Origin of the sequence: Stutzerimonas stutzeri, assembly GCF_013522825.1 — a bacterium.
GTDB classification, from domain to species: Bacteria; Pseudomonadota; Gammaproteobacteria; order Pseudomonadales; family Pseudomonadaceae; genus Stutzerimonas; species Stutzerimonas stutzeri_AK.
This window is the reverse complement of record NZ_JAAMQZ010000012.1, coordinates 82,510-96,766: the sequence shown is the minus strand read 5'-3', so window position 1 is coordinate 96,766 and position 14,257 is coordinate 82,510. Positions and strand designations below refer to the sequence as shown.

14 protein-coding genes are annotated in these 14,257 nt (G+C 64.2%); 5 read left to right on the top strand and 9 right to left on the bottom strand.

Annotated features, from left to right (window positions below; genetic code table 11):
• Positions 1–9 precede the first annotated feature (9 nt).
• Positions 10–879, bottom strand: coding sequence for a MaoC/PaaZ C-terminal domain-containing protein (locus G7020_RS09845; protein WP_100549896.1), 870 nt, complete (start codon positions 877–879; stop codon positions 10–12).
• Between the two features lie 239 nt (positions 880–1,118).
• On the opposite strand from G7020_RS09845, the gene G7020_RS09840 reads away from it, so the two are divergent.
• Genes G7020_RS09840 through folX form a run of 4 tightly spaced genes read left to right on the top strand, consistent with a single transcriptional unit; the run spans position 1,119 to position 4,207 of the window.
• Complete coding sequence (locus tag G7020_RS09840) at positions 1,119–1,982, top strand: SDR family NAD(P)-dependent oxidoreductase (RefSeq protein ID WP_100549895.1); 864 nt, start codon at positions 1,119–1,121, stop codon at positions 1,980–1,982.
• A 44-nt stretch (positions 1,983–2,026) separates the two neighbouring features.
• A complete protein-coding gene (locus tag G7020_RS09835; RefSeq protein WP_100548572.1) occupies positions 2,027–3,214 on the top strand; it encodes a lipid-transfer protein in 1,188 nt (395 codons plus the stop codon).
• A 60-nt stretch (positions 3,215–3,274) separates the two neighbouring features.
• Positions 3,275–3,832: a GTP cyclohydrolase I FolE gene (folE, locus tag G7020_RS09830; protein ID WP_058201311.1), complete on the top strand. Its 558-nt coding sequence runs from the start codon at positions 3,275–3,277 to the stop codon at positions 3,830–3,832.
• A gap of 3 nt (positions 3,833–3,835) precedes the next feature.
• The gene (folX, locus tag G7020_RS09825; RefSeq protein WP_100548571.1) at positions 3,836–4,207 is read left to right on the top strand and encodes a dihydroneopterin triphosphate 2'-epimerase; all 372 of its coding nucleotides are present in this window, start codon (positions 3,836–3,838) and stop codon (positions 4,205–4,207) included.
• A 220-nt stretch (positions 4,208–4,427) separates the two neighbouring features.
• On the opposite strand, the gene G7020_RS09820 is transcribed toward folX, so the two are convergent.
• From G7020_RS09820 to G7020_RS09800, 5 genes are read right to left on the bottom strand one after another with little or no spacing between them, the layout of a single operon-like run.
• A complete protein-coding gene (locus G7020_RS09820; RefSeq protein WP_100548570.1) occupies positions 4,428–5,483 on the bottom strand; it encodes an acyl-CoA dehydrogenase family protein in 1,056 nt (351 codons plus the stop codon).
• Positions 5,480–6,637 carry an acyl-CoA dehydrogenase family protein gene (locus G7020_RS09815; protein ID WP_058151118.1) on the bottom strand — a complete coding sequence of 386 codons (1,158 nt, stop codon included), beginning with the start codon at positions 6,635–6,637 and terminating at the stop codon, positions 5,480–5,482. The genes G7020_RS09820 and G7020_RS09815 overlap by 4 nt, the downstream gene beginning before the upstream one ends.
• A 10-nt stretch (positions 6,638–6,647) precedes the next feature.
• Positions 6,648–7,883: a CaiB/BaiF CoA transferase family protein gene (locus tag G7020_RS09810; RefSeq protein ID WP_063890512.1), complete on the bottom strand. Its 1,236-nt coding sequence runs from the start codon at positions 7,881–7,883 to the stop codon at positions 6,648–6,650.
• A gap of 2 nt (positions 7,884–7,885) precedes the next feature.
• Positions 7,886–8,665 (bottom strand): SDR family NAD(P)-dependent oxidoreductase, encoded by a 780-nt coding sequence (locus G7020_RS09805; protein WP_058151120.1) that lies wholly within the window; start codon positions 8,663–8,665, stop codon positions 7,886–7,888.
• Between the two features lie 9 nt (positions 8,666–8,674).
• Positions 8,675–9,043 carry a Zn-ribbon domain-containing OB-fold protein gene (locus G7020_RS09800; RefSeq protein WP_058151121.1) on the bottom strand — a complete coding sequence of 123 codons (369 nt, stop codon included), beginning with the start codon at positions 9,041–9,043 and terminating at the stop codon, positions 8,675–8,677.
• Positions 9,044–9,238: 195 nt separating this feature from the next.
• Between G7020_RS09800 and G7020_RS09795 the strand changes: the two genes are divergently transcribed.
• Complete coding sequence (locus G7020_RS09795) at positions 9,239–10,825, top strand: MFS transporter (RefSeq protein ID WP_100548569.1); 1,587 nt, start codon at positions 9,239–9,241, stop codon at positions 10,823–10,825.
• 32 nt (positions 10,826–10,857) lie between these two features.
• Here the strand turns inward: G7020_RS09795 and G7020_RS09790 are convergent, their stop codons facing one another.
• The 3 genes from G7020_RS09790 to G7020_RS09780 all read right to left on the bottom strand — a co-directional run bounded on the left by G7020_RS09790 (position 10,858) and on the right by G7020_RS09780 (position 14,236).
• The gene (locus G7020_RS09790) at positions 10,858–11,664 is read right to left on the bottom strand and encodes a metal-dependent hydrolase (RefSeq protein WP_100548568.1); all 807 of its coding nucleotides are present in this window, start codon (positions 11,662–11,664) and stop codon (positions 10,858–10,860) included.
• 67 nt (positions 11,665–11,731) lie between these two features.
• Complete coding sequence (locus G7020_RS09785; protein ID WP_100548567.1) at positions 11,732–13,018, bottom strand: amidohydrolase family protein; 1,287 nt, start codon at positions 13,016–13,018, stop codon at positions 11,732–11,734.
• A gap of 30 nt (positions 13,019–13,048) precedes the next feature.
• Entirely contained in the window at positions 13,049–14,236 is a 1,188-nt protein-coding gene (locus tag G7020_RS09780; protein WP_100548566.1) for an amidohydrolase family protein, read from the bottom strand.
• Between the last annotated feature and the right edge of the window lie 21 nt (positions 14,237–14,257).

The following is a 14,257-nucleotide window of genomic DNA, read 5'->3' as shown; positions in this document are numbered from 1 at the left end:
TCGAGGCGGCTAGGCAGCGAATTCCACGTAGCCATTGTTGAGAATGACCAGGTCGCGCTCTACCACGCGCGCCCGGAAACCGGCTTTGCCCGGGCCTTCCAGCCACACTTCGAGCTTGAGTGTTTCGCCCGGGTACATGGGCGCGGCGAAGCGCAGGTTGAGCACCTGCAGGCGTTCGGGCTGGTTGTCGCACAACAGTTTGACCAGCGCCCGACCCGCCATGCCGTAGCTGCTCATGCCGTGCAGAATCGGTTTGTCGAACCCCGCCCGGGCGGCGAAGGCCGGGTCGATGTGCAGCGGGTTGAGATCGCCGGAGAGGCGGTAGATGGTCGCCTGCTCCGGACGACTGGGCAGCTCGATGCTGAGGTCGAAGGGGCGGTCTTCCGGCAGCGCATGGGGTCTGGGCTGGCCTTCGGCGGTGCCGCCGAAGCCGCCATTGCCGCGCATGAAGGTGGACCAGCTGGACGTGGCCAACAGCTCTTCGGTGTCGGCATCGTAGATGCGGCGCGACATGTACATCACCGCACCCTTGTCCGCGCCCTTGTCGTAGATCTCGTCGACGCTGTCACGGCCGATCAGGGTGCCCTGTGCTGGCAGGGGCTTGTGGATGCGCAGGAACTGCTCGCCGTGCAACACCTTGCTCAGGTCGATGCCGGCTTGCGGATCGGCCATCCAGAACTCGCCACTGGCCATGATGGTGGCCATGGTCGGCAGGGCCTTGAGGCCTTTCTCGTAGACGAATTGCAGGTCTTCGGCAGGCAGCGGGTTGCTGGTCGCGGCGCCTACGCCCAGGGCATAGAGGATGGTGTCGCGAGTGCTGTAGCTCTGCCGGCCTTCGCCGATGGGCCAGTTCTTGATGCGTTGGTAGTCGAGAGGCACGTCGTATTCCTCGGTGGGCCGTTTCTGGTCTCTAGCATTACGCTTCGATTGAAAACTGTCAAACAGTCAGTTACATAATGTAGTATGCCCGTGTTGGGCATTGAATGCGGGTGCTTGATCTGCTTTTCATGACGGCATTTCAGTTGGCTCATGGTGCCGGAACTCCCGTGCCGAAGCGCGGAGAGACCTCCGGGCAAGGGCCGAAGCCCGCCCAAACAAGAACATTCTGGAGACAGACAATGGCTCTACTTGAAGGAAAAGTCGCGATCATCACCGGTGCTGGGCGTGGCCTGGGTGCCTCTTATGCACAGCTCCTGGCGGCTGAGGGCGCGGCCGTGGTGGTCAACGACCTGGGGCGTGACGAGAGCGGCGGCTATACCGCCGAGGCGGTGGTCGCAGCCGTGCGCGCCGCCGGTGGCCGCGCCGTGGCGCATACCCGGGACATCTCCACGGTGGAGGGTGGCCAGTCGCTGTTGACCACCGCCCTGGATGCGTTCGGTCGTGCCGATATCCTGATCAACAATGCCGGCATCCTGCGCGACAAGTCGTTCCTCAAACTGGCCGAGGAAGACTGGGACGCGGTGCTCAAGGTCAACCTGAAGAGTATGTACGCCGTCACCCAGCCGGTCTTCGCCTGGATGAAGGAAAACGGCGGTGGGGTGATCGTCAATACCGCCTCCACTTCGGGGTTGGTGGGGAACTTCGGCCAGAGCAACTATGCGGCGGCCAAGTGCGGTGCCTGGGGGTTGTCCAACGTGCTGGCCATCGAGGGGGCCAAGTTCGGTATCCGCGTCTGGACCCTGGCGCCGGCTGCCATTTCCGCCCTCACCGCGCCGTTGATGGACGAGGCGACCAAGGCCGAGATGGCACCCGAGTTCGTGGCACAGGTGGTGCTGTACATGGTCAGCGAACTGTCCGGCCAGCGCACCGGCCATTGCCTGTTCGCTTCCGGGCAGAGTGTGCGCGAGCTGAAGCTGGTATCGGCCGAGGGCATTCCCGGTGGTGGCAAGGATGCGGCCTTTGATGCCCGCAGCCTGGCGGCGGCCGAGAGCAAGGTGTTCCGCCCCGAGGCGGCGTTGACCATCATGGACTTCGCCAAGTAACAGCCCTGCAGAGAGACGGGGCGTGTGGCCCCTAGGAGTACGACATGAGCAACAAGGTACTGGTCGCCGGTGTGGGGATGGTCAAGTTCACCAAGCCCGGCAAGAGCGAGATGTATGACGTGATGGGGGGCGATGCCGCCGCCCTGGCGCTGAAGGACGCCGGCATCGACTATTCCGAAGTGCAGCAGGCCTTCGCCGGCTTCGTTGCCGGGGACACCTGTTCCGGGCAGACCGCGTTGTACCGTGTCGGCATCACCGGCATTCCGGTAATCAACGTCAACAATGCCTGTGCCAGTGGATCTTCTGCCTTGTTCCTGGCGCGTCAGGCTGTGGCCAGCGGTGTGGTCGACGTGGCCCTGGCGGTCGGCTTCGAGCAGATGAACCCGGGGGCCATGTCCACCGGTGACGCGGCGCTGCGCACACCGATCACGGTGAAGATCGACGAGGCGGTGCGCAAGATCCGTGGCTGGGACGACAACGCCCCGAGCGGGCCGCAGTACTTCGGCGGTGCGGGTGCCGAATACCTGGAGAAGTACAACGTTTCCGCCCATCTGTTCGGCCGCGTTTCGGTCAAGGCGCGCAGCCATGCGCTGCGCAACCCTTATGCACTGTTCACCGAGCCGCTGACCCTGGAGCAGGTGATGACCTCGCCGCAGATCTTCGGCCCGGTCACGCGCCTGATGTGCTGCCCGCCAACCTGTGGCGGGGCAGCTGTGGTGGTGGTTTCCGAGGCGTATGCGCGCAAGCATGGCCTGCGCAACTGCGTGGAAATCGCCGGCATGAGCCTAACCACCGACACGGCCGATAGCTTCGATTCCGGCAGCATGCTCAACGTGGTCGGCGCGGGCATGACCCGTCGCGCGGCGGCCCAGGCCTATGAGCAGGCCGGCGTGGGGGCGGAGGACATCGATGTACTCGAGTTGCACGACTGTTTCTCGCCCAACGAGGTCATCACCTATGAGGCGCTCGGCGTGTGCGAGGAGGGTGGTGCCGAGAAATTCGTTCTCGACGGACAGAATACCTATGGCGGTCGTGTGGTCACCAACCCGTCCGGCGGCCTGTTGTCCAAGGGCCATCCCCTGGGCGCCACCGGCCTGGCGCAGATTACCGAGCTGACCTGGCACCTGCGCGGCCAGGCTGGTGATCGCCAGGTGGAGAATGCCCGCGTCGCCCTGCAGCACAACATCGGCCTGGGGGGCGCCGGGGTGGTCACCATCCTCAAGAGCATCTGAGGCTGAAGCGCCCGGCGTTTGCCGGGCGCCTGTTCAATGAGATCAATGGGAGAGATGCTGATGAGCGAATCCATGCCCCAGCACTACCGGGAGATATTGCTCGGTATCGGGGAGAACCCCGCTCGTGAAGGCCTGCTGGACACCCCCAAGCGCGCTGCCAAGGCCATGCAGTACCTCTGTCACGGCTACCGGCAGACGCTGGAGGAAGTCACCAACGGCGCACTGTTCAGCTCCGACAACAGCGAAATGGTGTTGGTGAAGAACATCGAGCTGTACTCGCTGTGCGAGCATCATCTGCTGCCGTTCATCGGCAAGGCTCACGTCGCCTACATTCCCAACGGCAAGGTGCTCGGCCTGTCCAAGGTGGCGCGCATCGTCGACATGTTCGCCCGCCGCCTGCAGATCCAGGAAAATCTCAGCCGGCAGATCGCCGAAGCCATCGAACAGGTCACCGGCGCCCTCGGCGTGGCGGTGGTGATCGAGGCGCAGCACATGTGCATGATGATGCGCGGTGTGGAGAAGCAGAACTCGTCCATGGTCACCTCGGTGATGCTCGGTGAGTTCCGCAACAACCCGGCAACCCGCAGCGAGTTCCTCCAACTGATCGGACGAAAGTAGCCAATGGCGGGCCTACAACCTGGCATGGCGCGCATCCGTGTCAAGAATCTGAGTTTGCGCACCCATATCGGCATCAAGGAAGAGGAGATTCTCAATAAGCAGGATGTGCTGATTAACCTGACTATTCTTTATCCCGCCGCCGAGGCGGTGCGGGACAACGATATCGAACATGCATTGAACTATCGCACCATCACCAAGGCGATCATCGGCCATGTCGAGGGCAATCGTTTCGCCTTGCTGGAACGCCTGACTCAGGAGATTCTCGATTTGGCGATGCGGGATCCGCGTGTGCGTTACGCTGAAGTGGAGGTGGATAAACCGCACGCCCTGCGCTTCACCGAGTCGGTTTCGATAACGCTGGCTGGCAAGCGCTGAGCGTATTCGTTTTGTGTGTGCCTGCGCGCTGTGGCCGACCAATAGGTGATCGGCTATCGACGATCATGACCAGCAGGCTGGCTCCTTCGCTTGATCTGCATAAGGGCGCAGGCGGAGGTCTGGAGTCTGGTTTGTAGACGGCCAGATTAGTGCTGTTCCGCGTTTCAGGATAAAGCCGGCTAGAGGAGTTCGCCCCTCCACCAAAAGAGGGGCGCTCGTTTCATGCGCTGACAGGTGTGGTCAGTCGCTGCCATAGCTGGGTGCCATCCTGTGCCAGCACCTGCCGGCCAATCCGCTCCGACCACCAATGCTCGCTGCCGGCCTCGGCCCGCCATTGCCAGAGACGGCGGGTGTAGTAGTGCAGGCTGTGCTCGTCGGTTACGCCGATGGCGCCGAACACCTGGTGAGCGATGGCGGCCGCGCGGGTAGCGGCGCGGCCGACCAGGCTCTTGGCCACAGCGGCGCCGTAGCTGGCGTTGCCGGCATCCACCTGGCGGGCGGCATAGAGGCCGGCGACCTGGGCGGCGGCAGTCTGGGAGGCAAGTTCGGCGACCATTTGCTGGATCGCCTGGAACTTGCCGATTGGCCTGCCGAACTGCACGCGGGTGTTGGCGTATTCCACACAGAGATCGAGCACCTGGGTTAGAGCTCCTGCCATCTGCATGCCGCGCAGCGTGGCGAGATAGGGGCGCAGACCCAGCTCGTCGAGGAACGGCGCCGTGGCGCTTTGCAGGGGGATGGCGTCTTCCAGTTCGAAGCGGGCGCAGGGCAGGCGGTCGAGCGTGTCGATGGCCTGTTGATGCCCGGCGTCGCTGCGTACCAGGCAGAGATGCATGAGGCCCTCGCGCTGGGCGGCGAGCAGCACATGGCCGGCCATTGGCAGCCAGCTCACCTGGGCAGCCTGGCCTTGCAGCCTGCCGAGGGCGTCCAGCTGGAAGACTTCGTCGCAGATGGCCAGCATGCCTTGCGGTACCTCCAGCCCCGCACGGGATAGCGCCCAGGCGGCAATGCTGGTTTCACCGACCGGCAGCGGCGTGGCGTGGGTGCCGCAGAGGCGCAGCATCGGCTCGCTCTCGGCCCAGCTGAGGCCGGCGCCGCCGGCGTCCTCGCTGCCGAGGGCGAGGGTGATGCCCAAGGCCTCGACGTCCTGCCAGAGGCCCTGGTTCAGTTGGCCATCCTCGGCATCGACCCAGGCCTCGCGGTTGATGCGGTCGGCGAACAGGCGCTGCACCTGTTCGGCGAGCATTTCGCTGATGTTCATTTCACTGTTACTCATTTAAGTCCAAGCCCCTTGGCGATGATGCCGCGCAGGATTTCCCGGGTGCCGCCGCGCAGGGAGAAAGAGGGGGCGTTCTGCACGAGGAACGCCTGCAGCTCGCTGAGCTGGTCGCCGCAGGCAATACTCGACGGGCAGTCCAGCAACTCGCGAACCAGATCCGGCATGCGCTGCTCGTGGATGTTGCCAAGGTCTTTCACCAGGGCGGCTTCCCTGGCGGGGGAGTGACCATCCTGCAGTTGCCCGACGATCGACAGCGACATTTCCCGCAGGACGGCGATCTCGGCCACGGCTTCGCCGAGGCGGCGGGCGGCCAGGCGGTCGTCGCTGCCGTTCGCACGCAGGGCGTCAATGGTCAGCGGCAGCAGCGGGAAGGCACTCATGTAGCGATCCGGCTGGCTGCGCTCGAAGGCCAGTTCGCCACTGGCCTGCGCCCAGCCATCACCCTCGCGGCCAACGATCATGTCGTCGGCGACAAATACGTCATCGAAGGTCACCTCGTTGAAGTGGGCCTCGCCGGTCAGGTCGTGGATGGGGCGCACTTCGATGCCGGATGAGCGCATGTCGATGAGGAACTGCGACAGGCCCTTGTGTTTCTCGTCGGCTGAGCCACCCGTGCGAAACAAGCCGATCATGAAGTCGCACAGGTGCGCATTGGTGGTCCAGACCTTGCGCCCGTTTAGGCGCCAGCCACCTTCGACACGGGTGGCGCGCGAGCGCAGCGAGGCCAGGTCGGAGCCGGAATCCGGTTCGCTCAGGCCGATGCAGAATGATGCCTCGCCCCTGGCGATCAGTGGCAGGAAGCGCTGACGTTGCGCCTCCGTGCCCAGGCGCAGCAGCAGCGGCCCGCTCTGGCGGTCGCCGAACCAGTGGGCACCCAGGGGCGCGCCGGCGGCGAGCATTTCCTCGACCATCACGTAGCGCTCCAGGCCGGAGCGTTCATGGCCGCCATAGGCTGTCGGCCAGGTCATGCCGATCCAGCCACGCTTGCCGACTGCACGGCTGAACTCGCGGTCGAAGCCGGTCCAGGAGTGGCCGATTTTCCAGCCGGACCATGCCGGCGAGGCTTCGGCGAGGAAGGCGCGAACCTCTTGGCGCAGGGGCTCGAGGCTGGCGGGCAGCACGAGCGGGTTGAAGTTGAAGGCACTGGTCACGATGGCTTCCTCAGATCACGTTGCGCTGGCGCAGGTCGGCGATCTGCGCGGCAGAAAGGCCGAGCCATTCGCCGAGCACGCTGTCGGTGTGTTCGCCGATGGCGGGTGGCGGCAGCTTGTATTGCACCGGTGTGGCCGAGAAACGCATGGGGCTGGCCGCACTGCGCACGCTGCCGTTCAGCGGATGCTGCTGGGTGACAATCATTTCGCGCTCGATCACATGGGGATCATGTTCCAGGTCGGCCATGCCGTTGATCGGCCCGCAGGACACGGTGTTGGCATTCAGGTGCTCGATCCACTGATCCTTGCTGCGGCCGCGCAGGGCTTCGGTGAGCTGTTTCGAGAGTTCCTTGCGGTTGGCTACCCGTGCGCCGTTCTTGGCGAAGAGCGGATCCTCGACCCAGTCCTCGCGCCCCACGGCCTTGGCCAGGCGGATGAACTCGCGGTCGTTGAAGGTGGCGATCAGGATGTAGCCGTCATCCACCTGGTAGACGCCGTAGGGCGAGGCGCTCGGGTGATCGTTGCCGGTGCGGCCCAGTTCCTGGCCGCCGTTGAACCAGGCGGAGAAGGTGTTGAGCAGGGTGGCGACCTGGGAGTCGAACAACGATACGTCGATGTGCTGGCCCTCGCCGCTGGCGTGGCGGTGGTTGAGCGCACCGAGCACGCCGATTGCGGCGTACAGGCCGGCGCAGATATCCGCCACCGGGATGCCTACGCGCATCGGCCCGTCGCCGGGTTCTCCGTCGCGATGACCGGTCACCGACATCACCCCGGCCATGGCCTGAGCCAAGTAGTCATAGCCGGAGCGGTTGGCGTAGGGGCCGGTCTGACCGAAGCCGGTGATCGAGCAGTAGATCAGCCGTGGATTGATTCGCTTCAGATCGTCGTAGCCCAGGCCGTATTTGGCCAGGGTGCCGGTGCGGTAGTTCTCCAGCAGCACGTCGCAGTTGGCCACCAGTTGGCGGATAAGCCCGGCGCCTTCGGCCTGGGCGAAGTCCACGGTGATCGAGCGTTTGTTGCGGTTGGCCGCCTGGCTGTAGGTGGATTCCTGGTGCGACTGGCCTTCGGTGCCCTTGATCCAAGGGGGGCCGATGCGGCGGATGTCGTCGCCTTCACCCTGGCGTTCGACCTTGATCACCTCGGCGCCGAGGTCGGCAAGAATCTGCCCGGCGTAAGGGCCGGCTATCACCCGGGTCATGTCGAGGACACGGATACCGCCGAGTGTTTCTGGATGCAATTCGTTCATGGTCATACCGCGATGGTGTAGCCGCCGTTGACCGACAGCACCTGGCCCGTGATGTAGGAGGCGCCTTCGGAGAGGAGGAAACATACCGGCACCGAGACTTCCTCCGGCGTGGCGAAGCGGCCCAAGGCGATCTGCTGCAGGTAAGTGTCGAGGAAGCGCGGGTCGGTACGCACTTTTTCGGTCATGGCGGTCTCCACCATGCCGAAACACACGGCGTTGGCGCGCACGCCGTACTTGGCCCATTCGCGGGCGGCGGTCATGGCCATGCCGAACATGCCCGACTTGGCCGCCGAATAGTTGATCTGCCCGAGGCTGCCGCGTCGACCGGCATCCGAGGAAATGAACACGATGGCTCCGGGTGCCTGGTCGCCGGCCTTGCTGCGCTCGATCAGGTGGCGGCCGACGGCCTGGGTGAACAGGAAGGAGCCGGTCAGGTGCACGTCGAGCACCAGTTGCCATTGCTCCAGGGTCATCTTCTCGATCATTGCCGGGCGGCCGATACCGGCGTTGTTGACCAGGCCATGCACCGCGCCGAAATGCTCCACGGCGGTGGCCACGGCGTGTTCAACGAAGGCCGCGTCGGAAACGCCGCCTACCAGCGGCAGGTAGCGCTCACCCAGGTCGGCGGCGGCGCCGTGTAGCGCCTCGTCGTTGAGATCGACGGCCGCGACGTTGCCGCCCAGCTCGATGACCAGTCGGGCGATGCCCAGGCCGATGCCCTGGCCGGCGCCGGTGATGATGATGGTGCGTCCCGCAAGAGACATCGGGTTGTTGTTGGCCATGATGTTCGCCTAGTTGCTGTGTGGGTCGAAAACGACGAAGGACTGTTCCGGGCCTGCGCAGATGCGTGCCTTGACGCGCAAGCCGATGTGCACCTGGTCGGCCGGCAGGCCCTCGACCCGGGACATCAGGCGCGGGCCTTCGTCCAGGTCGACCAGCACCACGGTATAGGGCTCGACTGGCGGTTTGGGGCGTACCACGGTGACCGCATAGACCGTGCCCAGGCCCGAGGCCTCCACCCATTCCAGGTCGGTGGCACCGGTGCCGGGTTCCAGCACTCGCGGATAGAAGAAATGGCGCTGGCTGGAGCGACTGCGCTGGAGCATGAAGCGCCCCTCTTTGAGGAACCCTTGGAATTCGAGATCGGGGCATAGGCTCATGGTCGACGCCTGGAGTGTGGTTGCGAATTGAAGGTGGATAGCTGTCTATTGGTCATTGTTTGTTCGGGCCACCCTTCATTGGTCGGTTGACTAGGGCTTGCATTGGGTAAAAACTGTCAATCAGTTAGTTTTTAATATGCGTGCATTCAAACGGCGAGTCAAGCCGAGGCCGCTTGCGCAGAAACGGGATATCCGATGACCGATAGCACTAGCTCTCTCTGGGCGCCTTTGCGCTTCCCCACTTTTCGCTGGTTGTGGCTGGGTGCCCTGGCGATGAACCTGGCGATCTGGATGCAGAACGTCGGGGCGGCCTGGCTGATGGTGTCGCTGACCACTTCGCCGATGCTGGTGGCGCTGGTGCAGACCGCCATCAGCCTGCCGGCCTTTTTCTTCGGTCTGCCGGGAGGGGTGTTCGCCGATATCTTCAACCGGCGCAGCTACCTGCTGGTGACCCAGGTCGGCATGCTGCTGGCGGCGCTGGCTCTGGTGCTGGCCTGTGTCAGTGGGCTGGTCGGCCCGATGCTGTTGCTCGGGCTGACCTTTGCTTTCGGCATCGGCTTCGCCCTGCAGGGCCCGGCCTGGTACACCACCCAGGCCGAATCGGTTCCGCGCGGCTTCCTGGCTTCGGCGCTGGCGCTGTCCTCGGTGTCCTACAGTTCGGCCAGGGCCATTGGCCCGGCGCTGGCCGGTGGGGTGGTGGCTGTGTCGGGTATCGTCAGCGTATTCGTCATCTGCGCCATACTGCTGCTTGGCTCGCTGCTGGTGGTGCTGCATATGCGTCGTACGGAGCATGCGCATGCCTTGCCCGCCGAAAGCCTGTGGTCCGGCCTTCGTGGTGCGTTGCGCTATGCCCGTCACTCCGCAGTGATACGGGCGCAGTGCTTGCGCACACTGGCGTTCGTCACGGCGGGTAGCGGTTTGTGGGCGTTGCTGGCGGTGGTGGCCAGTGAGTCGGGGGGCGCAGGCGGCTATGGTCTACTGCTTGGCAGCGTAGGCGCCGGAACCATGTTCGGTGCCCTGGTGCTGCCGGTGCTGCGATCGCGACTGGAGATCAACCGGATGCTGGCGGTGGCCTGCCTCGCCTATGCCTTGGGTGTACTGGTGGTGGCGCAACTGGAGAACATCTGGATCCAGTGCGGTGCGCTGTTTGTCGCCGGGATCGGCTGGATGTGCGTGGGCACTACCAACCTGGTGGCGATCCAGTCCGCAGTGCCACCCTGGATACGCGCCCGCTCCGTGGCCATCTACATGCTGGTGTTCCAGGGTTCGCTGGCCATGGGGGGGGCTGCTTGGGGTCTGGTGGCTACACAGATGGGAACCCGTGAGGCACTGCTGGTTTCCTCGATAGCCGTCGCCATTTCGTTGCTGGTCATGTGGCGCCATCCCACCCGGTTGGGCGAGGAGGCCGAGGTCACGCCCTCGACCAGCGAGGTGCCGGTGTTCTCTTTCGCGGAGCTGCAACCCCAGGACGGTCCCGTAGCCATCCAGATTGCCTACCAAGTCCACGAAGAGGATCGCCAGGAGTTCCTGCGTCGTATCCATGCAGTGGGGGTCAAGCGGCGCCGGGATGGTGCCGGTTTCTGGCGTCTGTACCGCGAATTGGAACAACCTGACTGGTATGTGGAGCGCTTTATAGTCGACTCCTGGTCGGATTACCTGCGCCAGCAGACCCGCGCCACCCTGGCGGATCGTGAGGCCGAGGCGCAGGTGTTGGCCCTGCACAGGGGGGAGGAGCCGCCGCGGGTGTCTCATTACGTCAATGAGCCTTTGCCGCGTTCATAGCCCGCTGGGAGGCACGCGCAGCGTTTGCACTTTCAGAGATTCAGGTAGTGTTCCATACCGGACGGCGCCTGCTTGCGGGCCGGGTCGTAGAACGGCGAGAACACCTTGAGCAGACGCGGCAGGCTGGCCTTGGTTATGCGTCGCTTGACCTGCCGCTGGCGTTCGAGCGAGGCGTCGCGTTCCGTCGCCGTCAGGCCGTGACGATCCTGTTCGAGCAGGTAGGCATTGACCCGCTTGACGTGGCTGCCGATATGGCCGACCGCGTAGACGAAGCCATACAGGCGGTACAGGTAGCCGCGCAGGCCGTGGCCGTAGAGTGCCTTGTACACGTCATAGCAGACGCTGCGGTGCTCGAACTCCTCGGCGAGGTGCCATTTCCATAGCGTCACGGCGCTTTCGTCGGCGCCCTCCAGGTAGTCGTCCAGTTCGGTGAAGAACACTTCGGCGCTGGACGAGCCCATGGCCTCGAAGCCTTCGGAGTAGGCCAGCAGGAAACGCAGCGGTTTGTCTGCCAGCCAGCGCCGGTAGTCGGCCTCGTAGGGTGCCTCCAGATCGCGCATGCCGGCGTAGCCGCTGTCGTACAGGCGCTGGTTGAAGGCGACATGGCGCTTGCAGTGCTGCACCTCCTGCTTGATGAATATATCCACGTCCTCCAGCAGGCGCTGCTGTCCGGGGCGTTTGGCCAGTTCGTCGCGGGCGCGCATCATGACCTTGACCAGGAAGGGTTCGACGTGGGCCGGCACCGTGGAGGCGGCGTTGTAGTACTGGGCGAACTCACGATTCGGCGCCCAGTTCGGGCGCACGTCGGAGAAGTCGATGGTGGGGCTGCGAACGCGCATCGTGTGGTTCCTCTTGCTGGGGTTGCGCGAAAGGCCGGGCGCCACGCCAGGGCGGGCGCCCGACGGGTCAGGCGAACATCTTCACCACTTCACCCGAGGTCACCGGCTGGCCGCTGTGGTTGGACGGGTTGTGCCCGCCCATGCCGGCCACCGGCGTGACGTTGACGTGCGTGGCCTTGGCCCGCAGGGCGCCCACGGTGCAGTTGTCGCGGCCGAGGCTGGCGAAGGGGTCGAAGCGGAATTCGCGCATCGCGTTGAGGTGGGTGGCCTTGTCGATCAGTTCCTTGGGCAGGTGCTTGATCGCGCTCCACACGGTTTCCGGCGATTTCGGCCAGACACAGTCCGAGTGCGGGTAGTCGCACTCCCAGGCGACCATGTCCATGTTCAGGAAGTCGGTGCTGTGCAGGCCGAACTGGTCATCGATGAAGCAGGTCAGCACATTGCGCTTGAACAGCTCGCTGGGCAGCAGTTCGCCGAAGTCGGCGTTGGTCCAGGCATGGTGGTGCTTGTAGACGAAGTCTGCGCGTTCCAGCAGGTAGGGAATCCAGCCGATCCCGCCCTCGGCCAGGGACAGACGCAGGTCGGGGAATTTCTTGAACACCGGTGAGAACAGCCAGTCGGCGGCGGCATTGGAGATGGCCATGGGCATGGTCACGATCCAGGCGTCGATCGGCGAGTCCATCGACGAGTGTGGCGCCTGGTTGCCGGAGCCGATGTGGCTGCTGATGACGATGCGTTCCTCGACCGCCGCCTGCCACAGCGGATCCCAGTAGCCCAGGTGGATGCTTGGCAGGCCTACGGCCGCCGGATTGTCCGGGAAGGTCACCGTGCGGCAGCCCTTGGCTGCGACGCGCTTGAGCTCGGTGACGCAGGCCTGCACGTCCCACAGCGGCAGGATGGACAGAGGGATGAAGCGTCCGGGCGCCGCGCCGCACCAGTCCTCGATGTGCCAGTCGTTGTAGGCCTGGATGATCGCCAGTGCCGCGCGCTTGTCGCTGGAGGCGATCAGACGGTTGCCGGCGAAGTGTGGGAAGGTCGGGAAGCAGATCGCAGCCAGCACGCCATCGGCATTCATATCCTCGACGCGCTTGGCCACGTCGAAAGTGCCGTGGCGGATCTGGCTGTAAGCGGTCGGCTCCATGCCATACTCCTCCGGCGGCCGCCCTACAACGGCGTTGAGGCCGAAGTTGGGGATCACCTGACCGTCGTAGACCCAGGTGTCGGCGCCCTTGTCGTTGGTCACTAGGCGCGGCGCGATGTCCTTGTATCTGGCCGGCAGGTGCTTGTCGAACAGGTTCGGCGGCTCGATGACGTGGTCATCGACGCTGATCAGGATGAGATCGTTCATGTCCATGTTCGTACCCTCTTGTTGTTGTCGATGGGGTCAGTTGCGAGCGCCTTCGAGCAGGCCCTTGAGATTGCTGTGCATGATCTTCTTGGTGTCGGCGTCTGACAGGTTCGCGATGTCCTTGAAGAAATCCAGCGGATGGCTGAGGCCCTCCGGGTGCGGCCAGTCGCTGCCGAACAGCACGCGATCGGCACCCACCAGCTCGATCACCTTGTCCACCGGGTCCTCGTAGAACGGCGCGATGTAGACGTGTTCGCGGAAGCTTTCCAGTGGATCGCGCTTGAACGATTTGGGCATCTTTGAATAGACCTGTTCGAAGCGCTTGAGCAGCGGCTCCAGCCAGGCCGAGCCATTTTCCAGCACCGCTACGCGCACGCTGGGGAAGCGGTCGAACACACCATGGCAGACCAGGGCCGACAGCGAGTCGGCGATGGGACGGCCCATCCAGTCGAGCATCTCGTTGAACGGATCCTTTTCGAAGGGGCGGAATTCGCCTTGGCCACCGGTCGTCCACCAGCGGTAGATACGGTTGTATCCGGAGTCGGAGACGTGGTGGATGACGAAGATCTTCGACTCGTTGACGCGCGCCCAGAATGGGTCGAACTCCTTGAAACCATGCGAGCGGCTGCCACGGATGCCGGCCACCGGAGCGGGGCGGATCAGTACGCAGCGAGCACCGGCGGCAAGCAGGAAGTCCAGCTCCTTGCAGGCGGTTTCGCAGTCCGACAGGTTGATGGCACCGGCCGGAAACTGGCGGCCGTTGCCGAAACCGTATTCATCGGCGACCCACTGGTTGAGCGAGTGGAACAGCGCCTGGATGGTTTCCGGCTTGTGCTCCAGGCGCTCCTCGATGATCGAGGCCAGGGTTGGCAGCACGATGGCCGCGTGGATGCCTTCCTTGTCCATGACCTTCAGGTGTTCGGCGCCATTATGGAAAGACGGATGGGACGGGATAGGGTCGCCGCCGTACTCGCGCAGGGATAGTCCCTCTGGGTTGTCGCCGCGATACCAGCCTTCGTGGGAGCCGACAGCGGCGACATAGTTGAAAGTCGGATTGGGGATGTAGTCGGAAATGACACCGCCGACGGCCAGCTTGGTACGACCGTTGATCTGCACGTACTGGAAGTCCTTGTGGAACTCCTTGGGCAGGTGGCGCAGGAAGGCCTCGGGTGGTTCGTAGTAATGCTGGTCGCAGTCGTAGATGGGGTAGTTGATAGTGCTCATACGCTGATCCTCGGTTGTTGT

Excerpts from the sequence above, each read along its gene's own strand:
- G7020_RS09840 (WP_100549895.1), top strand. The coding sequence starts at position 1,119 with ATGGCTCTACTTGAAGGAAAAGTCGCGATCATCACCGGTGCTGGGCGT.
- G7020_RS09835 (WP_100548572.1), top strand. The coding sequence starts at position 2,027 with ATGAGCAACAAGGTACTGGTCGCCGGTGTGGGGATGGTCAAGTTCACC.
- folE (WP_058201311.1), top strand. The coding sequence starts at position 3,275 with ATGAGCGAATCCATGCCCCAGCACTACCGGGAGATATTGCTCGGTATC.
- folX (WP_100548571.1), top strand. The coding sequence starts at position 3,836 with ATGGCGGGCCTACAACCTGGCATGGCGCGCATCCGTGTCAAGAATCTG.
- G7020_RS09820 (WP_100548570.1), bottom strand. The coding sequence starts at position 5,483 with ATGAGTAACAGTGAAATGAACATCAGCGAAATGCTCGCCGAACAGGTG.
- G7020_RS09810 (WP_063890512.1), bottom strand. The coding sequence starts at position 7,883 with ATGAACGAATTGCATCCAGAAACACTCGGCGGTATCCGTGTCCTCGAC.
- G7020_RS09805 (WP_058151120.1), bottom strand. The coding sequence starts at position 8,665 with ATGGCCAACAACAACCCGATGTCTCTTGCGGGACGCACCATCATCATC.
- G7020_RS09800 (WP_058151121.1), bottom strand. The coding sequence starts at position 9,043 with ATGAGCCTATGCCCCGATCTCGAATTCCAAGGGTTCCTCAAAGAGGGG.
- G7020_RS09795 (WP_100548569.1), top strand. The coding sequence starts at position 9,239 with ATGACCGATAGCACTAGCTCTCTCTGGGCGCCTTTGCGCTTCCCCACT.
- G7020_RS09790 (WP_100548568.1), bottom strand. The coding sequence starts at position 11,664 with ATGCGCGTTCGCAGCCCCACCATCGACTTCTCCGACGTGCGCCCGAAC.
- G7020_RS09785 (WP_100548567.1), bottom strand. The coding sequence starts at position 13,018 with ATGGACATGAACGATCTCATCCTGATCAGCGTCGATGACCACGTCATC.
- G7020_RS09780 (WP_100548566.1), bottom strand. The coding sequence starts at position 14,236 with ATGAGCACTATCAACTACCCCATCTACGACTGCGACCAGCATTACTAC.